Source organism: Rhodococcus sp. 24CO (assembly GCF_050586165.1).
Classification (GTDB): Bacteria; Actinomycetota; Actinomycetes; order Mycobacteriales; family Mycobacteriaceae; genus Rhodococcus_F.
Map to the genome: position 1 here is coordinate 409,244 of NZ_JAZFNF010000003.1, position 24,268 is coordinate 433,511.

Consider the following 24,268-nt stretch of genomic DNA (forward strand, 5'->3'; position numbering starts at 1 on the left):
ACGCAGGCATGGTGGAGGGCAGATGCCGTCACGGTATCTCGAATTGCCGGAAGGTGATTTGTTCGCGTTCGCTCAAGGGAGTACTCGTGGGAATCGCAGACAAAGCTCAGAACAAGGCAGAAGATCTCGGGGGCAAGGCCAAGGAAGCTACGGGCAGTGTCACCGGCAACAAAGACCTCGAAAACGAAGGCAAAGGCGACCAGGTGAAATCGGCGGTCAAAGACGCTGGTGAGAAGGTCAAGGATGCTGCTTCCAGCGTCAAGGACAAGCTGACCTAGAGATCCGCCACCAGGCGATTTCGGTCTCGGGCACACCATCCGGTAAAGTCACCAACGGTGGCGTGTCCGAGCGGCCTAAGGAGCACGCCTCGAAAGCGTGTGACGGGTAACCCCCGTCCGAGGGTTCAAATCCCTCCGCCACCGCCAAAGCTCCCCACCTGTTCACGCAGGTGGGGAGCTTTTTTGTGCAACTTCTCCCCTCTCGTGGTGCGAACGGCATGTTCATCGCCTTGGATGCGCTGAACATGCCGTTCGCTCATTTCAGAACCGGCCAAAACTCCTGCTCTGCGGCGCATTCACAGAGTTCTCACAGCACGTAGCCCCTGACATCCGTTGAAGCTGCAACTATCGTCGAACACATGAAAAAGATGTGGTGGATCGGCGGAGCAGTAGTCGTGGTCGTGCTTGCTCTACTCGTGGGGCCGTGGGCGTACGGGAAGTTCATCGCAGAAGATGACGCTCCCGCGGCCGTGGTGTCTACGGAAGGTGCCGAGGCGGCGTCCGGCGCGATCGACGGTGCGTGGACCGTCGTCGCGGGTCAAGGGGACAATCAGACGGCAGCCGGGTACACCGTGCACGAGATTCTCAACGGATCGAGTGTGACTGTCGTAGGTACCACAGGAGAGGTGAGTGGCAATGCCACGGTAGACGGTGAAAAGCTCACGGCGGGCGAAGTGACCGTGCAGGTGGCGAGTATCAAGACCGACTCGGACCGACGCGACAGCCAGTTCACGGGCAACGTGATGGACACCAGTACCTATCCGACGGCGACGTTCACGATGGATTCGCCGGTGGACCTCTCTTCGGTGCCGTCCGACGGCACAACTGCGACGGTGACGGTGCCTGGCACGTTGACGCTGAAGGGTCAGTCCAAGTCGGTGTCCGTGGACATGACGGTTCTGCACTCCGGTGACTCGCTGATCGCGTCCGGTTCCATTCCGGTGACGTGGACCGACTTCGGTGTACAGCCTCCGTCCCTCGGGTTCGTAACGGTTGACGGCAGTGGCAGCGTGGACTTCCTGGTATCGCTCGACCAGTCCTGATCAAACCCGCGTGGCGGTGCATTTCCGCCGCCAGGGAAGATTAAGGACATGAACTTGAATTCGCGGTGCGCGCTCGGGTACGAGTGTTGTCTCGATGGACGGTCTCACTAATGCGGTTGTGGAAGCCGTTTCGCTCTGGTGAAGACCCGGATCCGCGGTTCACGCTCGCAAATGAGCGGACGTATCTGGCCTGGGTACGCACCGCGACGGCATTTATCGCGTCGGGCGTCGGCCTGGAGGCTTTTGGCGGCGACATCCTGAGCGAGAGCGTTCGCGGCGGTCTGGCGGCGCTTCTTCTCGTCGGCGGAGCGCTGATCGCAATCACGTCTTTTGTCCACTGGATCAGCGCGGAGCGCGCGTTGCGTGCCGAACGCTCACTACCGGTGCCTCTCATGGCACCGGTAGTGGGAATCGTCCTGGTGATCTGTGCGACGGTCCTCGTGGTCGAGGTTGTGAACTAGCTTGACCACTGTCGAACCATCCGACGCCATCAGCCCTCCGGACAAGGGATTGCAGTCCGAACGTACGTCGCTCTCTTTCGTGCGTACGAGCTTGTCCATTCTCGGTTTGGCCGTGGCGTGCCTGCGCTGGTTACCGCCGTTCGGTTCGGTGGCGCTGATCGGTCCGGCAATCGCGGCAGTGCTTATCGTTGCCGTCACGATCTACGAGCGTCGGTCGAGGGCTGCGCGGCTCGAGCTCTTCACGAGGGAAAAGGCAACGCCCGCTTTGGGTGTGGGTGCCGTACTGGCGGTGAGTCTGCTGATTCTCGCGGCTAGTGGCTTGTGGATTCTGGTGACGTGAGTTGGGCTTTCGGCGACCATCCAGGAGGGCCGAACACATAGCCCGCGCGATTACGCCATGACGTCGACCCTTTCCAATCGCGGGCAATGGCAGCGTATTCGCGCGTTTGCAGTTTCCAGATGTTGTACGTTCCGACTGGCGTCGTGAGTCCGTATGTCGGCCGGTGTGTTTCAGCGGCAAAGCTGCCGAACATCCGATCCCAGATGATGAGGATTCCGCCGTAGTTGCGGTCCAGGTATTCGGCGTCCGACCCGTGGTGAACACGGTGGTGTGATGGCGTGTTGAAAATGAATTCGATGGGGCGCCAGAGCTTTCCAATTCGCTCGGTGTGTACGAAGAACTGGTAGACCAGGCTGACGGAGAAGCCGACGAAGATCATCCACGGCGGAATTCCGAGGAACGGCAACGGTAGCCACATGATTATTTCGCCGCTGTTGTTCCACTTCTGTCGCAGGGCGGTGCTGAAGTTGAAGTATTCGCTCGAGTGGTGGGCTTGGTGTGTTGCCCAGATAACTCGAACGCGGTGCGCGATGCGGTGATACGCGTAGTAGAGGACATCGATTCCGAGTAGCAGGATCAGCCAGGTGTACCACGCGCTCGGTGAGAGATGCCACGGTGCGAGGTATACCCAGATGGCGGAATATCCGATCAGGGCAAGGACTTTCCAGAAGGCGCTGGTCGCGATCGAGACCACTCCGAGTAGAACGCTCGTACGGGCGTCGACGCCGCGGTAACCGCCCGTCGCGGGGTGTGCTCGGCCGTCGGCGTGGTCGGGATGATCCTCGAGTTTGCGGGCTGCTGCCCATTCGATCGCCAGGAAGAGGACAAACGCGGGGATGGCCAGCGCTACCGGGTCATGGAGTGGTTCCAGGAGCGACTTCCAAGATTCGAGGAGGGTGTCCCACACGCTAGTTGTCCTGTCCGTTCACGGGCCCGTCGTTACATTATGCATTAATATGTAACGACATGGAAGAAGCATTCCCTTGCGCCTTTCCATAGAGGAATGGTAGGAATTCCCGGTGCACATCACCGCAAAGGTGGACTACGCCGTGCGAACGTTGGCGGAACTCGCAGCAGCTGGTCCAGGCCCGGCCAAAGCCGAGTTTCTCGCAACGTCGCAGGTGATCCCCCATAAGTTTCTCGAGGCAGTTCTGTCGGATCTACGACGCGGCGGCCTTGTGACCAGTAAGCGCGGACCGGAGGGCGGCTACTGGCTTGCCCGTCCCGCGTCGGAAATCACGATTGCCGATGTCATCCGTGCGGTGGAAGGGCCATTGGCGTCGATCCGTGGGGAGCGCCCCGAGGACGTCGATTACACGGGTCCGGCGACGCAGCTCAAGGATGTGTGGATAGCGGTCCGCGTCAATCTTCGTGCGGTGCTCGAGAACGTCACGATGGCGGATGTGGCAGACGGCCAGCTACCTGATTTTGTCAATCAGTTGACGGCGGATCCGGGGGCCTGGAAGCGGCGCTGACGTTGCATTCGGTCGAAGCGCGTCATGTCGAGTGGCGCGGTATTCGCCGAGTTCCCGCCGGAGGATTTCGCTTCGTACATCAGGTGATCTGCATGGACTATCGCGCGTGAGAACGCGGTGTAGTCGAATTGCTCCATGTCTGGAGTGAACGGCATCGTGGAGGCGCCGATGCTGACTGTCGCCAGGGGTGCGTCCGTGGCTTCGACAACTGCGCGGGGCAGAGTCGCTATGCGTTTGCGTAGTCCGTAGGGCGTTCCGATCATGACGAGCGTGAATTCTTCGCCGCCGGTGCGCGCTGCGTATCCGAATCCGTTGACGTGTTGTTGAAGTCGGTTGCCGGTTCTGATGATGACGGTGTCGCCGACTTCGTGCCCGTAGGCGTCGTTGACGGCTTTGAATTTGTCGATGTCGACGACAGCGACCGCAACGTCGACGCGGTTGGCGTGTGAGGTCGACCAGACCCGCTCGGCCATGTCCCACAGTCCGCGCCTGTTCAGGAGGCCTGTCAGTGCGTCGACTTTGGATCCATTGGCGCGTGCGAGTAGTTGCCGCCAGGCGAATTGGATGGTGGCCGGGATGAAGATGACGGCGCACAGGATGACGTCGGTGCGCGCGATGACGCCGGCAGTGGGCAGTGTCCCGCGGGTTATGGCGAGGATCGCCAGGGAAATGATGAACGTGCAGGAGAAGGCTAGGTGGAAGGCGAGCCATCGAAAGTTGAGGAAGTACGTGAAGTAGGCGCCGGAGGCTACGAAGAGCACCGCGCCGAAGAGTGCTGCGTCGTGGCTGGTGAAGGTCATGATGACGGAGGCGGTTCCCAGATCGGCCCAGATTCCGAAGAGTTTCAGGGCGCGTGACCCGCGAACCTTTCCGAGGAACCAGAGAACGGTGGGGACGAGATTCGCCGACGCGAATGCGATGAGCCAGGTGCGTGCGAACTGCCTGTCCGGGCCTTCGCCGCTGATCAGGAACAGGTAGGCAACCAGGGAAAAGTTGAGCGAGCAGAACCCGATGGTGAAGTTGACGAGCCGCAGCATTGAACCGGGACTGTTCTTCGATCCCCACAGCATGGCCGAAGGCGGCACCGGCCAGGTTTGCAGGAGTGGGTCCATGAAATTCCTCAGTCGCTCAATATCGGGGTGGTTGATCCGCAGTGGTTGATCCACAGTGTTGATCAGGGCAGTTGGTTAATGAATGGCAACCGTGTTGACCATTGTCTGGTGTGGGCGTGGCTTTTGTCGAGGCGCTGCCGAGTCGCGAGCTGGATAAGTGTGATCTACCCGACAAATGCTGCGAGGCTGTGCCGCAATCCACAATTTTGCATGACTCTGCAAACTTGCAGATGTCTGCAAGTTCCGTAACGTAGTTGGAGTGATAACCGAGCCAGGTCTCCGAGACCGCAAGAAAGCGGCAACCCGCGCTGCACTCAGCAGTGCGGCAGCACGGCTCGCTCGGGCTCTCGGAATCGAATGCGTCACCGCCGACGCGATTGCCTCCGAGGCGGGAGTGTCGACGAGGACATTCCACAACTACTTCTCCAGTAAGGAGGAGGCGGTACTCGCCAGCTTCGAGGAATCGGTAACTCTCTGGATCGAGGCGCTTGCGGCCCGGCCCGCGGATGAACCGATTCTCGACGTCCTCGAGGATCTTGTGGTCGAAATCGTGAGCGGCTCCGGTCCGACTGCGAGTAAGACAGCAAGTATCTGGATGCTGTCGGACGCGAGTCCTGCGCTCTATCGGGACGCCGCAGACATGCACCAGCGGATCAACCGTGCAGTCACTCAGGCATTGGCGGAACGTACCGGCACGGACGTCGAGCGGGATCTGTACCCGGCACTCCTCCTCGGAGCGGTGGCCGGAGCCGCTAAATCGGTGATCGACATCTGGTCCGGCGGAAAGTCTGATGCTTCAGGACCGGAAGAGTTGGTCCACGACGCTTTTCGGCAAATTCGTGCGGGGTTGCCAGCGCCGCCACCGCGTCTTTGAGACACCGCGTTTCTGAGGCACCGCGTCTCTAGAACGCACACGTAATACCTGTCCACGTACACGCACCGAAACAGCAAGGAGCCCGTCGTGGCCACCTATCTTTATCGGATCGGCAAGTTCGCCTACCGGCGAAAAGGCGCGGTCCTCAGCGTTTGGTTGATAATCCTGGTTCTGATGGGCGTCGGGGCCGCGACCCTTTCCGGTCCCACCAAGGACTCCTTCAACATTCCGGGTACTCCCGCGCAGCAAGCTCAAGACCTGATGGCGGAGCGCTTCCCGGACGCTCCCAACGCTATGGATTCGTTGAGTGCCCGATTCGTCGTCCAGGCGCCTGCAGGTACGACGCTGGCCGATCCGGCAAACGTCAAGGCCATGGACGACATGCTGGCGCAGATCCGCGAAATCGACACGGTCGAGGACGCTGCCAAGGTCGATCCGGCGACGGCGACTCCGGAACAGGCCGCGAAGGCGTTGGTCAACCCGGTTGCCGCCAATGATTCGATGACGGCGATGTTCCAGGAGAAGGCCGCTGCTGCTGGTACGTCCGAGGCAAAGGCAAGTTCCGACGCCGCGGCGTTGTCGCCGCTCAGCGCGGACGGCACTGTTGGATACATCGAGGTTCCCTTTGCCGGCGCTGTCACGGATGCTGATGAGGCTATGCGTGATTCGATCAATGCTGCTGCCGATGTGGCACGGGCTGAAGGACTCAACGTCCAGGTCAGTGGTACTGCGGCACAGGAAGCGGAGATGCCTGGTGGACTTACCGAGTTGATCGGTATTGCCGTTGCTGCCGTCGTTCTGGCCATCACGTTCGGTTCACTTGTGGCCGCTGGTCTTCCGCTGATCACCGCGATCATCGGCATCGCAATCGGAAGCCTCGGTATCACCGTCGCGACGGGCTTCATGGATCTCGGATCGATGACGCCGACATTGGCGATCATGATCGGTCTGGCGGTGGCGATCGACTACTCGCTCTTCATCATGTCCAGGTTCCGGCATGAGCTGACCTTGACCGAGGACCGATCGGAAGCTGCCGGACGCGCAGTCGGAACTGCCGGTTCCGCAGTCGTATTCGCTGGTTTGACGGTCATCATCGCCCTCGTGGCGTTGCGTGTCGTCGGTATCCCGTTCCTCTCGGATATGGGTGCGGCAGCGGCATTTACAGTGCTGATCGCAGTGCTTATCGCCTTGACGTTGTTGCCCGCGATCCTGGGTATCTTCGGCAGGAAGGCTTTTGCCGGCAAGATTCCGTTCCTCGGTCAGAAGGCTCAGGAGTCCGAGGATTCGGGCAAGCCCACGCTGGCTCTGCGCTACATCAGCGCCATCGTGCGACGCCCGCTCGTTCCGCTGATCGGCGGCGTTGTCCTTCTGGGTGCTTTGGCTTTGCCGGCAACGGGATTGAGCCTGTCATTGCCGTCGGAGGCAACGGGTGATCCGGCAACAAGTTCGCGTCAGGCGTACGACCTGATCGACGAGGGCTTCGGTGGCGGTAAGAACGGTCCGCTGCTCGGTGTCATCGACGCACAGGATGCAGACGTTCCGGCCGGTGAGGCATTTGAGAGAGTTGTCTCCACGATCTCGGGGCTGAACGGCGTCCAGAATGCGCAGATCGTCAACGTCAACCAGGCCGGCGATACCGCGCAGATGTTGATCACACCGACAACCGGTCCCACCGATCCGGCAACCATGGATTTGGTGAGCAGTCTCCGCAGTGCCGAAGCAGGACTGGCTGATTCGATCGGTGTGAGCTACGGAATCACGGGTCAGACTGCACTCGAGGGCGATATCTCGGACACCTTGCAGGACGCGTTGGTTCCCTACCTCGCGGTAGTGGTCGGCCTGGCATTCATCTTGTTGCTCTTGGTGTTCCGCTCGATTCTGGTTCCGCTGACCGCGACGTTGGGCTTCCTGCTCAGCGTGCTCGCGACATTCGGTGCCACGGTTGCGATCTTCCAGCACGGCTGGTTGGGAATTATCTCGAATCCGCAACCGCTGGTGAGTTTCATGCCGATCTTCCTGATCGGTGTGGTGTTCGGACTCGCGATGGATTACCAGGTGTTCCTCGTGACGCGCATGCGTGAGGAGTACGTCCACGGAGCTAACGCCAAGCAGGCTGTCACTATCGGCTTCAGTCACGGTGCCCGCGTTGTCAGCGCGGCCGCGATCATCATGATCTCCGTGTTCGGTGCCTTCATCGCGGAGCCGAACTCGTTCATCAAGTCGATCGGCTTTGCACTTGCTGCCGCAGTCTTCTTCGACGCCTTCATCGTTCGTATGGTGATCATCCCGTCGGTTATGGCACTGCTCGGCGACAAGGCGTGGTGGCTGCCCAAGTGGCTCGACAAGATTCTGCCCAACGTCGATATCGAGGGCGAGAAGCTCAGCCAGCAACTCCGCGCTGACAAGGAAGCGGAATTGGCTGCAACATCTGCCTAACTGCGCAGCAGGGTCCCACACACGTGCCGCAATCGACTCGAAGTCGGTTGCGGCACGTGTGTTTTTTGTCGGAGTTCGCGGTTGCCGAAAAAACCTTGCGGCACTTGTCGGCAGAGATTGGTAACCTTCGCTCACTATGCTGATCAGGCTGCTGCGCACTTACCTAGAGCCCTATCGTGGCGAACTCACGGGCGTTGTCGTCCTACAGTTTATTTCGACTATGGCTGCCCTTTACCTTCCCAGTCTCAACGCCGATATCATCGACAACGGTGTGACAAAGGGGGATACGGGCTACATCCTGTCAACGGGTGGGGTGATGCTCCTTGTGACGTTGACGCAGATCCTGTGCTCAGTGGGAGCGGTGTACTTCGGTGCTCGTGTTGCCATGGGCATCGGACGTGATCTACGGGCGTCGGTATTGCATCAGGTCGGCACTTTCTCGGCCCGCGAGGTCGGCTATTTCGGTGCGCCGTCCCTGATCACCAGAAATACCAACGACGTCCAGCAAGTGCAGATGATGGTCGTGATGAGTTGCACCATCCTCGTGATGGCTCCGATCATGTGCGTCGGCGGCATCATCATGGCGCTACGTCAGGATCTGAATCTGTCCTGGATTCTGGGTATCAGCGTTCCGTTGCTGGCGATATCGATGGGTTTCCTGATCGCGCGGATGGTCCCTGGTTTCCGGCTCATGCAGGGGCGTCTCGACGCGGTCAACCGCGTTCTGCGCGAACAGATCACCGGTATCCGGGTGGTCCGCGCGTTTGTTCGCGAGCCTTCCGAGGTTAAGCGCTTTGGCGTGGCCAACGACGAACTGACCGAAACGGCGCTCGGTGTCGGAAAGCTGATGGCGGTGATGTTCCCGCTGGTGATGTTGATCAGCAACATCACCAGCGTCGCGGTCATCTGGTTCGGCGGGCATCAGATCGACAGTGGAGCCATGGAGATCGGCTCGCTCACCGCGATGCTCAGCTACATCATGCAGATCCTGATGGCCGTCATGATGGCTACCTTCATGGCCGTCATGCTGCCGCGCGCGTCGGTCTGCGCAGAACGCATTTCCGAGGTTCTCGATACCGCGTCGTCGGTCATTCCTCCCGAGAACCCGATTCGAGAACTGAAGAACCCGGGCGTCGTCGAACTTCGCGGCGCTCAGTTCCAGTTCCCCGGTGCCGAGGAACCGGTGTTGCGCGACATCACTTTCCGCGCCGAACCAGGCAAGACCACTGCAATCATCGGCGGCACCGGATCCGGTAAGACAACGCTGCTCAATCTGATTCCGCGACTCATCGACGCCACATCCGGGTCGGTATCCGTCGGTGGCGTCGACGTTCGCGACATCGACACCGACCTGCTGTGTTCCGTCATCGGACTGGTACCGCAGAAGCCGTACCTGTTCTCGGGAACCGTCGCGACCAACCTTCGCTACGGAAACCCCGATGCCACAGACGAGTGGCTGTGGGAATGCCTCGAGGTCGCTCAGGCCGCAGACTTCGTCCGCGCGATGCCGGAAGGTCTGGACACTCCGGTGTCCCAAGGTGGTACGACGGTTTCCGGTGGTCAGCGTCAGCGTCTGGCCATTGCGCGGGCACTGGTGCGCAAACCGCAAATCTATTTGTTCGACGATTCGTTCTCGGCCCTGGACCTCACGACGGACGCGAGACTGAGGGCGGCGCTGCAGCCTGTTACCCGGGATGCCTGCATCATCGTTGTGGCGCAACGTATTTCCACCATCGTCGAAGCTGATCAGATCATCGTGCTCGACGACGGTGCCATCGTCGGTGTCGGTACCCATGACGAACTGCAAGTCAGTTGTCCCACTTACGGCGAAATTGTCGCCTCACAGCTAGCCGTACAGGACGCATCATGAGCAATCGACCGAGTTCCTCACCTCCGATCGGACCTCCCGGTGGTGGTGATCCAACCAAGAAGGCCATGAATTTCGGCCCTTCGCTCAAACGTCTTCTTTCGCGGCTCAGCCCCGACAAGCCCGCTGTCATCCTGATTTTTGCTCTGGTCACGGTCAGCGTGGTGCTGTCGTCGATTGCCCCGAAGATCCTGGGTAATGCCACCAACCTCATCTTCGACGGCATCGTCGGCAAACAGCTTCCCGCCGGAATCACCAAGGACCAAGCGGTGGCAGGCCTGCGCGAGCAGGGTCAGAATCAGTTCGCGGACATGGTGTCCGGCATGAACGTGATCCCCGGTACCGGAATCGATTTTGCCGAGGTCGGCCGAGTGCTGATGATCGTGCTGCTGCTCTTCGTCTGCGCGTCGCTGTTCAGTTGGTTGCAGGCGTACCTGCTCAATATTGTCGTGCAGCGCACGGTTCGACGCCTACGCGAGGACGTCGAGCAGAAGATTCATCGACTTCCACTGCGGTACTTCGACACTCATGCGCGCGGCGACGTTCTCTCGCGCGTGACCAATGACATCGACAATGTTGCGCAGAGCCTGCAGCAGACTCTGAGTCAGCTGGTGACGTCGGTGATGACGGTGATCGCGATCCTCGTGATGATGCTGGTCATCTCGCCGATTCTGGCTTTGATCGCGATCGCGACGGTTCCGCTGTCGATCATCGTCACAGCTGTCATCGCCAAGCGCTCGCAGAAACACTTTGTTGCACAGTGGAAGAGCACCGGCGGCATCAACGCGCAGGTCGAAGAAGCATTCACCGGACACGAGTTGGTCAAGGTGTTCGGCCGGCAGAACGAGGTCGAGGAGCGTTTCCGCACGCAGAACGAGAAGCTCTACCAGTCGAGCTTCAAAGCCCAGTTTATCTCCGGTTTGGTGATGCCTGCTGTCATGTTCCTCGGCAATCTGAATTACGTTGCCATCGCTGTTGTCGGCGGTATGCGGGTGGCCTCTGGCACCATGACGCTCGGCGATGTGCAGGCGTTTATCCAGTACTCACGCCAGTTCACGCAACCGCTCACACAGATCGCGTCGATGACCAATCTGCTGCAGTCCGGTGTTGCCTCCGCTGAGCGGGTATTTGCGCTCCTCGACCAGGAAGAGCAGTCTGTCGATCCTGCCGACGCTCAGTCCCCGGCCGTGTCCAAGGGCCGGGTGGCATTCGAGGACGTCACGTTCAGTTACAAGCCGGAACAGCCCCTCATCGAGGATCTGTCGTTGGTGGCCGAGCCCGGTCAGATGGTTGCAATCGTCGGCCCCACCGGTGCTGGCAAGACCACGCTCGTCAACCTGATTCTGCGGTTCTACGAACTCAATTCGGGCCGCATCACGCTCGACGGTATCGACATCGCGAAGATGACGCGTGACGACCTCCGGTCGCGCATCGGCATGGTTCTGCAGGATGCCTGGCTGTTCGGTGGCACGATCCGGGAGAACATCGCGTACGGCAAGCCGGGCGCCACCGAAGAGGAGATTCAGCGGGCCGCCAAGATGAGCTACGTCGACAAGTTCGTGCATTCTCTGCCCGAGGGATACGACACCGTCATCGACGAAGAGGGCAACAACATCAGTGCCGGTGAAAAGCAGCTCATCACCATCGCCCGAGCGTTCATCGCGCAGCCGTCCATTCTGATTCTCGACGAGGCCACCAGTTCTGTTGACACGCGCACTGAGCTGCTGGTTCAGAGTGCCACCGCGGTTCTGCGCAGCGACCGTACAAGCTTTGTCATCGCTCACCGGCTGTCGACGATTCGTGACGCAAACTTGATTGTGGTGATGGAAGCCGGCCGCATCGTGGAGCAGGGAAGTCACGAGGAGTTGTTGCTCGCGCGGGGTGCGTACTACCGGCTCTACAACAGTCAGTTCGTGGGCGCGGAGATCTAAGGCCTCAGTACACTGAAGCAGACTTGGTCCGCTGGGTGGACCACAATCTGTTTTGGAGGCGCTCGGCGATGCATTCGTTGCTGGGGAAGGCGCGCCTGATACTCGATACCTTCGACGCGGATTCGGGCGCGCTTTCGCTGACCGAGCTTGCGAACCGAAGCGGCGTTGCGAAGGCGACGGTGCATCGAATAGCCGGTGAACTGGTGTCACTGGGCCTGTTGGAACGAGTCGGGACCAAGTACGGGTTGGGGTTACGGCTTTTCGAACTGGGACAGTTGGTTCCTCGTCAGCGGATTCTGCGTGAGGCGTCGCTTACGTATGTACAGGATCTGCATGCGGCAACCAGGGAGACGGTTCACCTCGTGATTCGTGACGGTCTCGACGTTCTCTACATCGACAAGATCTCCGGTCATCACGGTGTGGACCTGCCGTCGCGGGTGGCCGGCCGGCTGCCGATGTATGCGACGGCCACCGGCAAGGCGATACTCGCGTTCTCGCCGGATTCGCTGTTTCGTGCGGTCGTAACCAACGGATTTGTCGAGTTCACCGACCGGACGGTGAGTTCGGAGGCCGGGTTACGTAGGCAACTCGATGCCGTTCGCGCGGAGCAGGTGGCGGTGGAGAGCGAAGAGGTTCGTCTGGGGACGTCGAGTATCGCCGCACCGATCTTCGGTGGACACGGTGAAGCCGTTGCTGCGATCGGCGTCTCGAGTCCGAGGTATCGAATGGACATAGAGCGTTTTGTCGAGCCATTGCGCGCGGCGTCCGCCGGAATCAGCCGGAAAGTATCGATTCTCGAACGCTCCGCGTAGGCGTTCCTATCGACGCACGCACAGCAGCGCTATCACTCCGAGAACCGAAGCCCCGGTCATGGAGATGGCCACTGCAAGACTGGTATTACCCAGCAGGCCAACGATGGGCGCAACCCCTGCGGCAGCGCCGAACTGCGCAAATCCGATCAGCGCGGCAGCTGAGCCCGCGGCTTCTCCGTGACGCGACAGTGCAACCGCCGGTGCGTTAGGCATGACAAAACCCGTTGCGCAGAGCATCAGCAGGATGGGGACGGCAAACCCGACGAAGCCCCACGAGTCGGTGGCAGCAACCACGACAAATGCAGCGCCGACGACGCTACTGCCCCACATTGCCCAGATCGTGATGGAATTAGGCGACCACCGTCCGAGCAGCAGGACGTTGAGTTGGGACGAGCCGATCAAGACGACTGCCCCGCCGGCGAAGGCAAATCCGTACGCTGTGGCGCTCAGTCCGAACTGGTCCTGCATTACGTAGGATGACGCCGCGATGTACGACCACAGCACACCACGGCCGAGACCGCACACGAGTACCAACACCATGAAGTGGGCATCTCGACCGAGCGCAATGTAGCTGCGCGCTATGGCACTGATGCCCCTGCCTGAGCGATTCTCGATTGGAAGTGTCTCCGGTAGCGAAGCTGCGGCGAGTGCAATCATGGCGATGCCCAGGAGGAAGAGAGCGAGAAAGACTCCGCGCCATTGTGTTACGGACATCAGTGCCCCGCCGATGGAGGGGGCCAGGATCGGCGCAACGCCCATGACCAACATCAGTCGCGAAAGTACCACCGCCGCATCGTGTCCGGTGAAGAGATCACGAACGATCGCCATTGCAATTACACCGGTGGCCGCGGCACCAAAACCTTGAAGGGTTCGCAGCGTCGTGAGGACTTCGATTGACGGAGCAAAGAAGCATGCCAACGATGCGGCGACGTGAATCACGGTGCCCACGAGCAAGGGGCGTCGACGCCCGTATATGTCGGACAGTGGACCGATGAGCAACTGGCCGAACGCAAGACCCAGGAGCGTTCCGGTCAGGGTCAGCTGAACCATCGTCTCCGACGTGCCGAATTCCTGCGTGATCTGCGGCAGCGCAGGAAGATACATGTCGACAGTGAACGGCCCGAGGGCGGTGAGGATTCCGAGAAGCAGTACCAATCGGATCCGCGCACCGCCCGTCGGGGCGATCACTGTTCGTTCAGTTGTGCTGTTGGTCAAGGAAACCCGAAACAACACTGTAGTAGTCGTATGGCCGCTCTTCCTGAAGATGATGCGACGCCTGGTCCATGATGTAGAGGTGGCCATGCGGGATCATCCGCGCCAGCATGAGCGGGTAGTCCGGGGTGAGGAACGCATCGTGCATTCCCCAGGCGAAGAGCGTCGGTGCCTGGATCTGGCCGAGTTCAGCTGTGAGATCCTGCCAATCTCCACGGGGTGAGTCCGCCGAGGCAGCCAAGGCCATTTCCTCGGGGTCGAGGCTTTGCTCGTATCGCATCCGGAGGGTTTCGGCGGGCAGCTTCGATCCGTCGAACCATTCGAGGCTGGTGATCAAGGTGCGGAGTTTTTCGAGAGTGGGGCCGGTGCCGCCGTAGTAGACGTCACGGGCGTTGCGGCCGCGACGGCCATCCTCGGGGAGCGGCGCGAGCGGACCGTAGAAGACGGGCATGCTTCCCGTGATCACCAGGGAGCGAACGCGTTCCGGGTACTTCGCCGCAAGATTGAGCGCTATGGTGCCGCCCCACGAGTTGCAGACGAAGTCTGCGCGTTCGATGCCGAGCTCGTCGAGCAGGGCAACCATCTTCGCGGCATGGAAGTCCCACATGGGGCCGGTGATGGTGCACTTGTCGGACCGACCGTATTGCAGGAGATCAACGAGAATCGCTCGTCGATCCGAGGCGAAGAGTGGGGCCACCGGCCCGAAGTCGGACCACGCGGTGCAGCCGGGTCCACCTCCGTGCAGGAAAATCGTGGGGTCGCCCTCACCGAGGTCGTAGTAATGGAATGTGACGCCATCAGCTTTGGCGTACAAGCTCTTCGGTTGATCAGCCATGGCTATACCTGACCTCGAGGCAACAGGTATGGGAAGTATTGCGGTCCGGCAGGCGAACCCGGTTCGTGGCTGCGATACGTCCGAATGCCTAGCGTGCTGGCATGAGAACAGAACTCGAGCACGCGCGTGATCGCGCAGTGGCGATGATCGGAACGCGGGAAACGCGAGAACTGGGAACGGTGCGCCCGGCGGAGTCGATTGCCTTTGCGGTTGCCGCCGCCGAGACCGACTCCCGGTTTCTGGACCAGGAGCACCCGGCATTTGCCGTTCACCCGATGTATCTGCCTTCGCTTTTGCGTGGTCCGCAGGGCGGATCCGATCGAGAGTACCGATCAGACGGCATGTTTCGTGACGAAGTGCCGGGCACCGACGGCATCGACGTTCGCTTGATGGCAGGCGGGCAGAGTGTGACGTTCCTGCAACCAACCCCGCTCGGCGAGCCGGTCACCGTAGCGCGAGTACTCGATACCGTGGCGACCAAAGGTCGGGCTCCTGACGAGTTTCTTCTGCTGTCGGTCACCAAGACCTATCGGGGTGCGCAGTCCGGCGCATTTGCCGAGGTCGTCGAGAAGTTCATCGTCCGATGACTGAAACCGTTGTCGTAGGCACGCCGATCGAGTCGGTGGTCTTGGTATGCGATCCGGTCCGAGTCCTTCGATTCGGGGCGTCGACGCACAATTCGCACCGTATTCACTACGACGCCACCTACGCTCGGACTGAAGGGTTGTCTGCGCCGGTTGTCATGGCGCAGTTGCAGGGCACGCTCTTCTACCGTGCTGCCGCAAAATTTGCCGGTGGGTACGAAGGTGTTGTCTCCGTCTCGTGGCAGAACCGTGCGCCTGCTCCTGCCGGAACCACGCTGGAAGTCTCGGGCGAGGTCTCTGAGATAGACGGTGAGAAAACAACTTTGACGCTACGAGAACACTCCGATGAGGGCGTTCTGTGTGCCGTCGGAACCGCTGTGGTGGTCCGGGTCTGCTGAGCGAACCGAATCCGTTGGCGTAGGACGCGATGTCGCCCAAGATCTGTTTCATTCACAACGTTCAGTGTCGAGAGGACTTCACATGACTGGTGTCGAGGCGTCGGAAGCCACGTTCGCGCTGCCCGAGCGGCCGCGAGCGGCCGGTCGGCAGGATTGGACGGCATGGCCGGGTTACAACGCAGCCGGCAGCGGATACCGCGGTTACTGGTACCCGGTCACGTGGTCGAACCACATCACCAAAAACCCCAAGAGCTACACCATCTGTGGTGAGAAGCTGGCGATCATCCGCGACGCCGGTAAGGCGTACGCCCTGCATGATCGGTGCCCGCACCGCGGCGTTCCGCTGTCCGAGGGTGATCAGCAGTTTCCGGGCACCGTCAGTTGCCCGTACCACGGCTGGACGTACCGTCTCACCGACGGCAAGCTGGCTGCGGTCATCACCGACGGTCCGGATTCCAAGATCTGCGGCAAGCTGAACGTGCAGACCTATGCAGTCGAGGAGCGACTCGGTCTGGTGTGGGTATACATCCCGATCGCCAACGAGCCGGCACCTTCCATCGACGATCAGTTGCCGCGTGAACTCGTGGAGAACAAGGGTATCGTCGGTGGCCGCATTCAGCCCCGAGAAGGTAACTGGCGCTTCGCATGTGAGAACGGTTTCGACGAGGGACATGCGAAATACCTGCACCGCACAGCATTGTGGCGTCTGTTCAAGCCGATGCCTACGTGGAACATCACGAGCATCATTCCGGAGGGTCGCTGGATTTACCGGGTGCAGGAAGAGGTGTACTGGGAGGCCGACTTCCCGGGCGTGGGAACCTGGACCAACAAGCGGTGGTGGAAGAAGAAGCCCGACGAGACCCAGATTTCGCAGATCGGAAACGTCGGCGCGGGTTTGGATGTCAATCCTGTGATCGCGGCACAGAACTTCCCCGGTTTTGCTTCGCTGTCGATGCCCGGTGTCCTGCGCATCGCGTACCCGAAGTTTATTCACTACGAGTTTTACGTACCGGTGGACGAGGACAACCACAAGTATGTCGGCCTCATGGTCAACTTCGTCTCCGGTGCAGCAAAACTGGGTTTCTACGCCAAGTACCTCGGCGCGATTCGCTGGCTGTTCCACGGTCAGTTCTCGGGACAGGATGCGTGGATGGTCGAGGTCACCGACGCGCCGCCGGAGAAGCTGTACCGACCCGACGTATCGCTGACAACGTGGCGAAATCTGGCAGAGGAAGAGTACGCGGAGAAGATCGCCGACGCGGCCAAGCACACCCCCAAGGCGCCGGTTCGGCCCACTCGTGAGCGTCGGACGGCCAGCCCGCGCCCGGCCCCGGTCACCGATGCCCAGATCCCCACCGGCACCAGCGAATAGGAGAGAGACAGATGTTCAAGATTCTGACGGCAGTCGCTATCGGTGCCGCTGTTGCTGTGGCAGTTCCCAAACTGTGGCAGTTGGCGGGCGAACGCAGCAATACCCAGGTACATCAGGTCAATCCGTGACCACTGCGAGGGCCGACGCTCTCGCAGGCCTTGACGGCGAGCGCCGGGAATGGGTCGAGCGAGCCTGCGCGCACGTCGATCGCGCGAGATTGCGGGATCTCACCACTGGGGTTGTGGACATCCCCAGCCCCACCGGCGACGAAGCACCGTTGGCCCGCCACATCACGGAGGTCCTGACGGCGTCGGGCATCGAGGCTCACACGATGGATCTCGATGACCGGCAGGCGAACTCGTGGGGACGATTGCGCGGTGACGGGTCCGGAGCGGATCTGTTGCTGTACGCGCCGATCGACACGGTCACGACAGGTGATCCGGCAGAAGATCTACCGTGGGTGGGAAACGAGTTGCGAGCTGACCTGATGCCGCATGCTCAGTTCGACGAGGACTACGTCATCGGATTGGGTGCGTCGAATCCGAAAGGTCATGCCGCGTGCATCATCGCAGCGGCCGAAGCGATTGCGGCAGCGGGTATTCCACTTCGCGGCGACCTGGTGCTCGGATTCGGTGCCGGTGGTATGCCGACCAACGCCCGCCCCGGTGTGGGAAACCCCAGGCGTAATACCGGCCAGGGCGTCGGCTGCTCGTTCCTCCTGGAACAGGGAGTGTGGGCGGACTGTGCGCTGATTGCCAAGCCGGGCTGGACGGTCTCATGGGAAGAAGTGGGGCTGGCTTGGTTCGAGATCACGGTGCACGGTCTGCACACCTACGTCGGTTCTCGCCACCGGCTGCCGTACCGCAACGCAATTGCCGCCGCCGGTGAGGTTGTCGCGAAGTTGGAGGAATGGTTCCCGATGTACTCGGAGGCGCATCAGGACGGTCTGGTTGCGCCGCAGGGAATTGTGGCCAACATTCGCGGCGGGTGGGAGAGAACAGCGTCGTTCACCCCCGAGCAGGTGCGCCTGACAGTTGATCTGCGGCTCAGTCCACGGACCACGCCCACCGCGGCCAAACGTGAGCTCACAGCAGTGGTGGCGGAGATCGCACAATTGCTGGATCTGAAGATCGACGTCGAACAGGTTCTGGCGATCCCCGGTGAGGGTTCCGACCCTCGAATGTGGTTGCGGCGCGTCGCAGTCGAAGCGTGGGAAGCTGCCGAAGGAGAGCCGCATCAGGACTTCTTCGACGCCAGTGGAGCCACCGACGCAAACATTCTGCGCAGCCGCGGCATCCCGACGATTCGGGTGGGTATGCCCAAGGTGGTCGACGCACCGTTCGAGGTGGACTTCGCGATGGGGATGAACACTGTGGATCTGGCTGCGGCGGAGAGATTTACGAAGTATCTGATCCGAGTGGCCCTCGACACCGTCACCCGCTCGCTCGAGGAAGTAGGAATCGACTGATGGCGAAGATAGTTCTGGGTATCGGTGCCTCCCACAGCACCTTGATGAACACCCATTGGGAAGAGACGACGCACAAGGCGGAGGCCGAACGCTTCCGGGACGCGCTGTATCTAAGCCGGGAGAAGATCGCGGCATCGAAGCCTGATGTTGTCTTGATTCTCGGCTCCAACCACTTTCGCGGCTTCTGGCTAGACCTGATTCCCGCTTTCACTCTCGGCGTCGGAGAGTGCATTTCCAGTGGCGAGTCAGGCACACCCAAGGGGCCGCAACCGGTCGACGTGGAGTTCGCCAGGCACCTTGCAAACGAACTGATCGAGGGTGGCCGGTTCGATCTTGCCTACTCGGCGCGATTGCAGATCGATCACGGTCAGTCGCACGCGATTCAGTATCTTCTCGACGGAAGCGACGTTCCGATTGTTCCCCTGGTGGTCAATGTATTCGCGCCGCCGCTGCCGACTTTCAAGCGATGCGAGGAAGTGGCGAAGGCTCTTCGGGACGCCGTTGCGTCGTACCCGGCGGATACCCGTGTCGTGGTGATTGCGTCCGGTGGTTTGTCTCATCGGCTGCCGTGGCCGGACTGGCGTGATCCGCACGGTGAGGACGAGGATTTCATGGTTCAAGCCTGGCTGGACGGCCGGGAGAACTGGTCCGACTACGACGTCCGTCGACGCCAGATCATCCGTGCGGCCGATGCCGCGATCACTCCGGAGTTCGACGACCGGATTCTTGATCTGTTTTCCAGTGGCAAGGCGAGTGAGCTTGCCGAGTTCACGACGGAGCAGATCGAGGACGAGGCGGGCAACGGTGCGCAGGAGCTTCGGACCTGGCTGATGATGGCCGCGATGCTCGACTACGTTCCGGGCGAACGTCTTGCTTACGAAGCGATTCCCGAGTGGCTCACCGGTATGGGTGTCACGGTTCTCGAGCCAGCTGGAACAGCCAGCGCAACAAAATAATCTGCCAACTTCAGTAAAGGAAGTTTCTCTGATGACAATCTGGAACGAACTTGCCGGGCTCGATTTCGAGTTGACCACCGTCGACGCCGGCGGTGTCCCCACCCGCTCGCTACAGGCCGGAAACGGCGACGAGGCCGTGATCTTCCTGCACGGCACCAGCGGACACCTCGAGGCATTTGCACGCAATATCGCACCGCACGCCGAGTCCTACCGGGTTCACGCGATCGACATGCTCGGTCACGGTTACACCGGTAAGCCGAACTACCCGTACGAGATTCCGCGCTACGTAGAGCATTTGGTGAACTACCTCGACGCCGTTGGACTGGACCGTGTCCACCTGGTGGGCGAGAGCCTCGGCGGGTGGGTCGCCGCGTACCTGGCGAGTGAGCAGCCCGAGCGTGTGCTGTCGCTGCAGTTGCTTGCGGCCGGCGGCACCGTCGCGAATCCGACGGTGATGGAGCGCATCAAGACCTCGACTGCCAAGGCCGTCCAGAGCGACGACATCGAATTGACCCGCGCCCGCATGCAGTTGCTCATGCACGATCCGGCCAATGCCACGGAGGAGTTGGTTCAGGCGCGTCATCGGATCTACCACCAGCCCGACTTCGTGGCCAACATCCACAACCTCCTTTCCTTGCAGGAGATGGAGGTTCGCCAGCGGAACCTGCTGCGCCCGGATCGGATGGCCCTCATCAAGGCACCCACCCTCGTGGTCTGGGGTCAGGAGAATCCGTTCGGTGATGTTCCGGAAGCGAAGAAGATGGCCGAGGATATCCCGGGCGCTCAGCTCGAGCTCTACTCGGAGTGCGGTCACTGGCCGCAGCACGAGCAGGCAGCGAAGTACAACCCGCTGAGTCTCGAATTCCTGGCAAAGGCGTCAGCAAGCGCGAAGGCAGCAATCTGAGAACCAAATAGACTGCTGCATAACAGAGCCGGCCTCTCGATCGAGAGGCCGGCTCTGGCGTTCTCGGAAGGTAAAATCATCGTCTCACCCTGAGGAGTTCTCGTGAAGAAAGTACTTCTACTGACCGCAGACGCCGACAACGGCCTCGGTACCGCGATCAAGGACGCCGTGGGAAGTGAAGCTGAGGTAGTTCGCTTGCCCGAGCGCACTACAGCAGCACTCCATGCGCTGCTGCCGGCGTGTGATGTCGTGGTGGGTGACTGGAGTGGTGATCTGCCACTCGGCAAGCAGGAAGCTGAACGCGGACAGCACCTACTACTCGTCCAACAGCCCGGTGCCGGAACCAATTTCATCGATGTGCATGCGTGGCACGCCGCCGGTGTGCCCGTTGCGAATACCCCCGGTGCAAACGCGGATTCGGTAGCGGAGTGGGCGGTGCTGGCGGCAGGTGCGTTGTGCCGCTCCATGTTCTGGGCGCACAATGCCGTTACCGAGGGGTGCTGGCCCCAGGAATCCATCCTGAAGCGAGATTGTCGCGACCTTGCCCAGCGCCGGGTTGGCGTCGTAGGTATCGGTTCGATCGGCCGTCGGTGCGCAGAGTTGTTCGGCGCCTTCGGCTGTGATGTCTACGTCACCGCACGTTCGAGGCCGCGCGAGCATGTGAATGCGACCTTTGTATCGCTCGAGGAGTTGCTGCCTCTCGCCGACGTCCTGGTGCTGGCCGTCCCGCTCACGGAATCTACTCGGGGACTGATTAATTCCGATCGCATTGCGCTGCTGCCCAGTGGGTCGATCGTCGTCAATGTGGCGCGCGGCGCTGTTGTCGACGACGCGGCATTGGCGCGAGCTTTGCGTTCGAAGCATATCGGCGGCGCCGCCCTCGACGTGTTCGACGTTGAACCACTGCCGATTTCGAGTCCGCTTCGCGGATTCGATTCGACGCTTCTCAGTCCTCATGTCGCGGGGGGCAGCGCCGGAGCGCGTGCGTCGATCTACTCGATGACGGCAGAGAATGTCGCGTGCGCGCTGCGCTCGCAGACAATTCGGTGGACGTTGTGACCGAAGGTCGTGTTACCGCAGTATTTCGGTCCGCACGTTCCTCCAGGTGCGGTGTTTCGCCCAGGTAAGTTCCTGTCCCCGGTCCGCACGGTGGACCCGGTTGGTTCTCGGTCATAGGTATGCACGGCTAGGTTTGCTCTCCACGACCCGCAACTGCGGCACAGATCACAAACAAAGGTGTGAGTAGATGGCCTCGCTGTCAAAGTTTGGAAGGACTGCTCTTGTTTCGGCTGCGCTGCTGCTGACCGTTGCAACCGGCGCATGCAGCCGCCCGGCGACGCAAAGCACAGCTGATTCCGCCGGAAGTGGACCGCTGCGTATCGCAGTCGGAATCGATGCTTCCTATGCCCCGTTCTTCGTGGCGGATCAGGAAGGTATGTTCGATGCCGCAGGTCTGGACGTCGAACTTGTCCAGTTCGGTCGTGGCGGCGAGGCCGTGGACGCACTCTCGACCGGGCAGGTCCAGATCGCTGGTAGCTCCGATACGACAACCATCGCCCAGCTGCGTCAGAATCCGTCATTGCGCGCGATGTATTCGTACGAGGCTTCGGGCGACTACATCAAGGTCGTGCTCCGAAACGGCGTCGACTCACCGGCTGCGATCAAGAAGATGGGCATCGTCCCGGGTCTCAGCCAGATTTCGACGGACAAGTACCTCGCGGCCAATTCGATTGCTCCCGGCTCCGTCGAAATGATCTCGGCGACCCCGACCGACATGCCGGCGTTGCTCAGCCGCGGTGACATCGACGGATTTGTTCTGTGGGAGCCGTGGCCGGCAACAGCCCTGGACCAGGGCACCGGCCACGTGGTGGCAGTCACCGGAGACTACGGCTGGTTCTACCATCACTGGGCGATCACGACGGCTCCCTGGTTGTCGGCCAACGAAGAGACAGCACGGACCGTTGCGAAGGTGCTCGACGAGGCAACGCGCAAGGTCGAGTCGGATCCGGCAGCGGCAGCGTCCGCGACCAAGACGGCTGTGAACGTCAGCGAGGATCAAACTATTGCCGCGGTGGACGAGATCGACTTCTCCGTGGTGAATCTCGAAGCTGCGGATATCGAGTCGGCACAGTCGATCGTCGATTTCTACAAGTCGATCGGTGTTCTCAGCGACCAGCCGGATCTCGAATCGGCAATGCTTCTGGATTGGTACAAGGATGGTGCACAGTGAGTATCGCAACAAGTAGTACGAGCACGAACGGCCCCGGTAAAAGGAACACGGGTGTGGCCATCGACGTGGTCGACCTCGGGATCAGTTTCGGCGCGGCGGAGATCGTCGCCGGAATCGACATGCACGTGCAGCCCGGTGAATTTGTGTGTCTGCTCGGGCCGAGCGGCTGCGGTAAGTCGACGTTGCTGTCGTCCATGGCCGGATTCGTCGAACCCAGTGCAGGCGAGATCGTGTGCGACGGAGACGTTGTCGACGGCAGTAACCGCCACGCAGGTATGGTGTTTCAGAGTTCGGAAGCGCTGTTCGAGTGGATGACCGTGAGCCAGAATGTGGCGTACGGACCACGGATGCGCGGAGCGAACCGAAGCGAGCAGGCCGGCATCGCGGCCGAGTACCTTGCGATGGTCGGATTGCCCCACGCGGGCGCAAAGTTCCCCTCGCAGCTGTCCGGCGGTATGCGGCAACGTGTTCAGATCGCGCGAGTTCTTGCCAACCAGCCGTCATTGGTTCTCATGGACGAGCCGTTCGGTGCGTTGGACGCTCAAACTCGTCAGGTTCTGCAAACCGAACTCGACCGCATCTGGCGGCACACTCGATGCACCGTGGTGTTCGTGACGCACGATATCGACGAGGCGCTGACATTGGCCGACCGCGTGGTTGTGATGTCTGCCGGCCCGCGAGCTCGGATCAAGAGCGTCTACGAGGTCAATGCGGCTCGTCCGAGAGACCGTAACGATCCCGAAGTGATCGAGCTCTACGAGAAGCTACGCGACGACATCCGGGCAGAAGTGGTTGCGTCGCTGCGGAACCAAGGCATTGAGGAGGACGAGCTGTGACGGCTGTAGTGACCGGTGGTTCAGCCGGTGTGAGAACAGTGAAGGTGACACAGACGCAAAAGCGTTCGTCGGCGCGGCGATCCAAGATTGTCAAGGCGACGCTGATGTATGCCGCTTCAGCGGCAATCGGTCTGGGCATCTGGTCGTTCCTCGCGTGGTGGTACGGTCCGACCACCATTGCGTCACCGGCCGAGGTCTGGTCTGCGGCACAGGAACTGTGGGAGAGCGGCGTTCTGTGGTCCTCGATCACCGCATCGGGTCAGCGAATTCTCATCGGCTGGTTCCTCGGTGTCGTGATCGGCGCTCCCGTGGGGATTCTGATGGGCCGCATCGCGATCGTGCGACAGCTCCTCGATCCGTACATCGAGTTCTTCCGGTTCATTCCGCCGATCGCGTTTGTCACTCTTGCCGTGGTCTGGTTCGGCATCGGTGAGACGTCGAAGGTTGTTCTGATCTTCTACACCTCTGTCTTCATCGTCACGGTCAGCACGATCGCCGCGACTGTTGCGATCAGCGAGAACAAACTGCAGGCGGCAGCCAATCTCGGTGCGGGAAAGCTGCAGATCATGAAAACGGTGGTCTTGCCGTCATCGATCCCGGGTATCGTCACCGGCGCTCGCCTGGCCATGGGCAACAGCTTCCTTACGATCGTGTCAGCGGAGATCGTCGCCGCCGATCAGGGTATCGGCTCGATGATCTGGCAGGCCCGGAACTACGGCCGGATCGACTGGACGTTTGTCGGCATCATCGTCCTCGGCATCATGGGCTTCATTTTCGACCGGATTCTCCGAATTCTGTCCTCGCGGTACCTCGCCCGTTACGGCGTCAAATAGTCAGGAGCGCA

Annotated in this window: 24 protein-coding genes and 1 tRNA gene; 21 read left to right on the plus strand and 4 right to left on the minus strand. The window is 60.8% G+C overall.

Annotation, left to right across the window (positions count from 1 at the left end):
* Positions 1 to 86 precede the first annotated feature (86 nt).
* From V2B23_RS09100 to V2B23_RS09120, 5 genes are all read left to right on the plus strand, one after another.
* The gene (locus V2B23_RS09100; protein ID WP_033235102.1) at positions 87 to 278 is read left to right on the plus strand and encodes a CsbD family protein; all 192 of its coding nucleotides are present in this window, start codon (positions 87 to 89) and stop codon (positions 276 to 278) included.
* A 56-nt stretch (positions 279 to 334) separates the two neighbouring features.
* Positions 335 to 425, plus strand: a tRNA-Ser gene (locus tag V2B23_RS09105).
* A gap of 212 nt (positions 426 to 637) precedes the next feature.
* Entirely contained in the window at positions 638 to 1,321 is a 684-nt protein-coding gene (locus tag V2B23_RS09110) for a YceI family protein (protein WP_430950042.1), read from the plus strand.
* Positions 1,322 to 1,431: 110 nt separating this feature from the next.
* On the plus strand, positions 1,432 to 1,782 hold the full coding sequence (locus tag V2B23_RS09115; protein ID WP_430950043.1) for a YidH family protein: 351 nt from the start codon (positions 1,432 to 1,434) through the stop codon (positions 1,780 to 1,782).
* A 1-nt stretch (position 1,783) separates the two neighbouring features.
* On the plus strand, positions 1,784 to 2,122 hold the full coding sequence (locus V2B23_RS09120) for a DUF202 domain-containing protein (RefSeq protein WP_430950044.1): 339 nt from the start codon (positions 1,784 to 1,786) through the stop codon (positions 2,120 to 2,122).
* On the opposite strand, the gene V2B23_RS09125 is transcribed toward V2B23_RS09120, so the two are convergent.
* On the minus strand, positions 2,094 to 3,029 hold the full coding sequence (locus V2B23_RS09125) for a sterol desaturase family protein (protein ID WP_430950045.1): 936 nt from the start codon (positions 3,027 to 3,029) through the stop codon (positions 2,094 to 2,096). The genes V2B23_RS09120 and V2B23_RS09125 overlap by 29 nt on opposite strands.
* Positions 3,030 to 3,141: 112 nt before the next feature.
* Here V2B23_RS09125 and V2B23_RS09130 point away from each other — a divergent pair, with 112 nt between their 5' ends.
* Positions 3,142 to 3,597, plus strand: a complete 456-nt coding sequence (locus V2B23_RS09130) for an RrF2 family transcriptional regulator (protein WP_430950046.1) — start codon at positions 3,142 to 3,144, stop codon at positions 3,595 to 3,597.
* Here the strand turns inward: V2B23_RS09130 and V2B23_RS09135 are convergent.
* Positions 3,558 to 4,709, minus strand: a complete 1,152-nt coding sequence (locus V2B23_RS09135; protein WP_430950047.1) for a GGDEF domain-containing protein — start codon at positions 4,707 to 4,709, stop codon at positions 3,558 to 3,560. The two genes, V2B23_RS09130 and V2B23_RS09135, sit on opposite strands and share 40 nt — an antisense overlap.
* Positions 4,710 to 4,968: 259 nt before the next feature.
* Between V2B23_RS09135 and V2B23_RS09140 the strand changes: the two genes are divergently transcribed.
* The 5 genes from V2B23_RS09140 (at position 4,969) to V2B23_RS09160 (ending at position 12,629) form a co-directional block, all read left to right on the plus strand.
* A complete protein-coding gene (locus tag V2B23_RS09140) occupies positions 4,969 to 5,583 on the plus strand; it encodes a TetR/AcrR family transcriptional regulator (RefSeq protein WP_430950048.1) in 615 nt (204 codons plus the stop codon).
* A gap of 87 nt (positions 5,584 to 5,670) precedes the next feature.
* Positions 5,671 to 8,019: an MMPL family transporter gene (locus V2B23_RS09145; protein ID WP_430950049.1), complete on the plus strand. Its 2,349-nt coding sequence runs from the start codon at positions 5,671 to 5,673 to the stop codon at positions 8,017 to 8,019.
* Positions 8,020 to 8,155: 136 nt separating this feature from the next.
* Positions 8,156 to 9,889: an ABC transporter ATP-binding protein gene (locus V2B23_RS09150; protein WP_430950050.1), complete on the plus strand. Its 1,734-nt coding sequence runs from the start codon at positions 8,156 to 8,158 to the stop codon at positions 9,887 to 9,889.
* Positions 9,886 to 11,817, plus strand: coding sequence for an ABC transporter ATP-binding protein (locus V2B23_RS09155; protein WP_430950051.1), 1,932 nt, complete (start codon positions 9,886 to 9,888; stop codon positions 11,815 to 11,817). The genes V2B23_RS09150 and V2B23_RS09155 overlap by 4 nt, the downstream gene beginning before the upstream one ends.
* A gap of 68 nt (positions 11,818 to 11,885) precedes the next feature.
* Positions 11,886 to 12,629 carry an IclR family transcriptional regulator gene (locus V2B23_RS09160; RefSeq protein ID WP_430950052.1) on the plus strand — a complete coding sequence of 248 codons (744 nt, stop codon included), beginning with the start codon at positions 11,886 to 11,888 and terminating at the stop codon, positions 12,627 to 12,629.
* Positions 12,630 to 12,635: 6 nt separating this feature from the next.
* Here the strand turns inward: V2B23_RS09160 and V2B23_RS09165 are convergent, their stop codons facing one another.
* A complete protein-coding gene (locus V2B23_RS09165; protein WP_430950053.1) occupies positions 12,636 to 13,817 on the minus strand; it encodes a multidrug effflux MFS transporter in 1,182 nt (393 codons plus the stop codon).
* Positions 13,818 to 13,824: 7 nt separating this feature from the next.
* Complete coding sequence (locus V2B23_RS09170; protein WP_430950054.1) at positions 13,825 to 14,676, minus strand: alpha/beta fold hydrolase; 852 nt, start codon at positions 14,674 to 14,676, stop codon at positions 13,825 to 13,827.
* Between the two features lie 101 nt (positions 14,677 to 14,777).
* On the opposite strand from V2B23_RS09170, the gene V2B23_RS09175 reads away from it, so the two are divergent.
* The 10 genes from V2B23_RS09175 (at position 14,778) to V2B23_RS09220 (ending at position 24,257) form a co-directional block, all read left to right on the plus strand.
* On the plus strand, positions 14,778 to 15,263 hold the full coding sequence (locus V2B23_RS09175; protein WP_430950055.1) for a hypothetical protein: 486 nt from the start codon (positions 14,778 to 14,780) through the stop codon (positions 15,261 to 15,263).
* Entirely contained in the window at positions 15,260 to 15,658 is a 399-nt protein-coding gene (locus V2B23_RS09180; protein ID WP_430950056.1) for an acyl dehydratase, read from the plus strand. The genes V2B23_RS09175 and V2B23_RS09180 overlap by 4 nt, the downstream gene beginning before the upstream one ends.
* Before the next feature lie 82 nt (positions 15,659 to 15,740).
* A complete protein-coding gene (locus V2B23_RS09185; protein WP_430950057.1) occupies positions 15,741 to 17,030 on the plus strand; it encodes an aromatic ring-hydroxylating oxygenase subunit alpha in 1,290 nt (429 codons plus the stop codon).
* A gap of 124 nt (positions 17,031 to 17,154) precedes the next feature.
* On the plus strand, positions 17,155 to 18,498 hold the full coding sequence (locus V2B23_RS09190) for a peptidase dimerization domain-containing protein (protein ID WP_430950058.1): 1,344 nt from the start codon (positions 17,155 to 17,157) through the stop codon (positions 18,496 to 18,498).
* Complete coding sequence (locus V2B23_RS09195; protein WP_430950059.1) at positions 18,498 to 19,454, plus strand: catechol 1,2-dioxygenase; 957 nt, start codon at positions 18,498 to 18,500, stop codon at positions 19,452 to 19,454. The genes V2B23_RS09190 and V2B23_RS09195 overlap by 1 nt, the downstream gene beginning before the upstream one ends.
* Positions 19,455 to 19,485: 31 nt before the next feature.
* Positions 19,486 to 20,358: an alpha/beta fold hydrolase gene (locus tag V2B23_RS09200; protein ID WP_430950060.1), complete on the plus strand. Its 873-nt coding sequence runs from the start codon at positions 19,486 to 19,488 to the stop codon at positions 20,356 to 20,358.
* 102 nt (positions 20,359 to 20,460) lie between these two features.
* Positions 20,461 to 21,417: an NAD(P)-dependent oxidoreductase gene (locus tag V2B23_RS09205; RefSeq protein WP_430950061.1), complete on the plus strand. Its 957-nt coding sequence runs from the start codon at positions 20,461 to 20,463 to the stop codon at positions 21,415 to 21,417.
* A gap of 187 nt (positions 21,418 to 21,604) precedes the next feature.
* Positions 21,605 to 22,588 carry an ABC transporter substrate-binding protein gene (locus V2B23_RS09210; RefSeq protein ID WP_033235074.1) on the plus strand — a complete coding sequence of 328 codons (984 nt, stop codon included), beginning with the start codon at positions 21,605 to 21,607 and terminating at the stop codon, positions 22,586 to 22,588.
* Between the two features lie 53 nt (positions 22,589 to 22,641).
* Positions 22,642 to 23,424: an ABC transporter ATP-binding protein gene (locus V2B23_RS09215; protein ID WP_430950062.1), complete on the plus strand. Its 783-nt coding sequence runs from the start codon at positions 22,642 to 22,644 to the stop codon at positions 23,422 to 23,424.
* Complete coding sequence (locus V2B23_RS09220) at positions 23,421 to 24,257, plus strand: ABC transporter permease (protein WP_033235073.1); 837 nt, start codon at positions 23,421 to 23,423, stop codon at positions 24,255 to 24,257. Before V2B23_RS09215 ends, V2B23_RS09220 begins: the two co-directional genes overlap by 4 nt.
* Positions 24,258 to 24,268: the final 11 nt, after the last annotated feature.

Coding starts and splice junctions, on each gene's coding strand:
- V2B23_RS09110 (WP_430950042.1), top strand. CDS start 638: ATGAAAAAGATGTGGTGGATCGGCGGAGCAGTAGTCGTGGTCGTGCTT.
- V2B23_RS09115 (WP_430950043.1), top strand. CDS start 1,432: ATGCGGTTGTGGAAGCCGTTTCGCTCTGGTGAAGACCCGGATCCGCGG.
- V2B23_RS09135 (WP_430950047.1), bottom strand. CDS start 4,709: ATGGACCCACTCCTGCAAACCTGGCCGGTGCCGCCTTCGGCCATGCTG.
- V2B23_RS09150 (WP_430950050.1), top strand. CDS start 8,156: ATGCTGATCAGGCTGCTGCGCACTTACCTAGAGCCCTATCGTGGCGAA.
- V2B23_RS09155 (WP_430950051.1), top strand. CDS start 9,886: ATGAGCAATCGACCGAGTTCCTCACCTCCGATCGGACCTCCCGGTGGT.
- V2B23_RS09160 (WP_430950052.1), top strand. CDS start 11,886: ATGCATTCGTTGCTGGGGAAGGCGCGCCTGATACTCGATACCTTCGAC.
- V2B23_RS09170 (WP_430950054.1), bottom strand. CDS start 14,676: ATGGCTGATCAACCGAAGAGCTTGTACGCCAAAGCTGATGGCGTCACA.
- V2B23_RS09175 (WP_430950055.1), top strand. CDS start 14,778: ATGAGAACAGAACTCGAGCACGCGCGTGATCGCGCAGTGGCGATGATC.
- V2B23_RS09180 (WP_430950056.1), top strand. CDS start 15,260: ATGACTGAAACCGTTGTCGTAGGCACGCCGATCGAGTCGGTGGTCTTG.
- V2B23_RS09185 (WP_430950057.1), top strand. CDS start 15,741: ATGACTGGTGTCGAGGCGTCGGAAGCCACGTTCGCGCTGCCCGAGCGG.
- V2B23_RS09195 (WP_430950059.1), top strand. CDS start 18,498: ATGGCGAAGATAGTTCTGGGTATCGGTGCCTCCCACAGCACCTTGATG.
- V2B23_RS09200 (WP_430950060.1), top strand. CDS start 19,486: ATGACAATCTGGAACGAACTTGCCGGGCTCGATTTCGAGTTGACCACC.
- V2B23_RS09210 (WP_033235074.1), top strand. CDS start 21,605: ATGGCCTCGCTGTCAAAGTTTGGAAGGACTGCTCTTGTTTCGGCTGCG.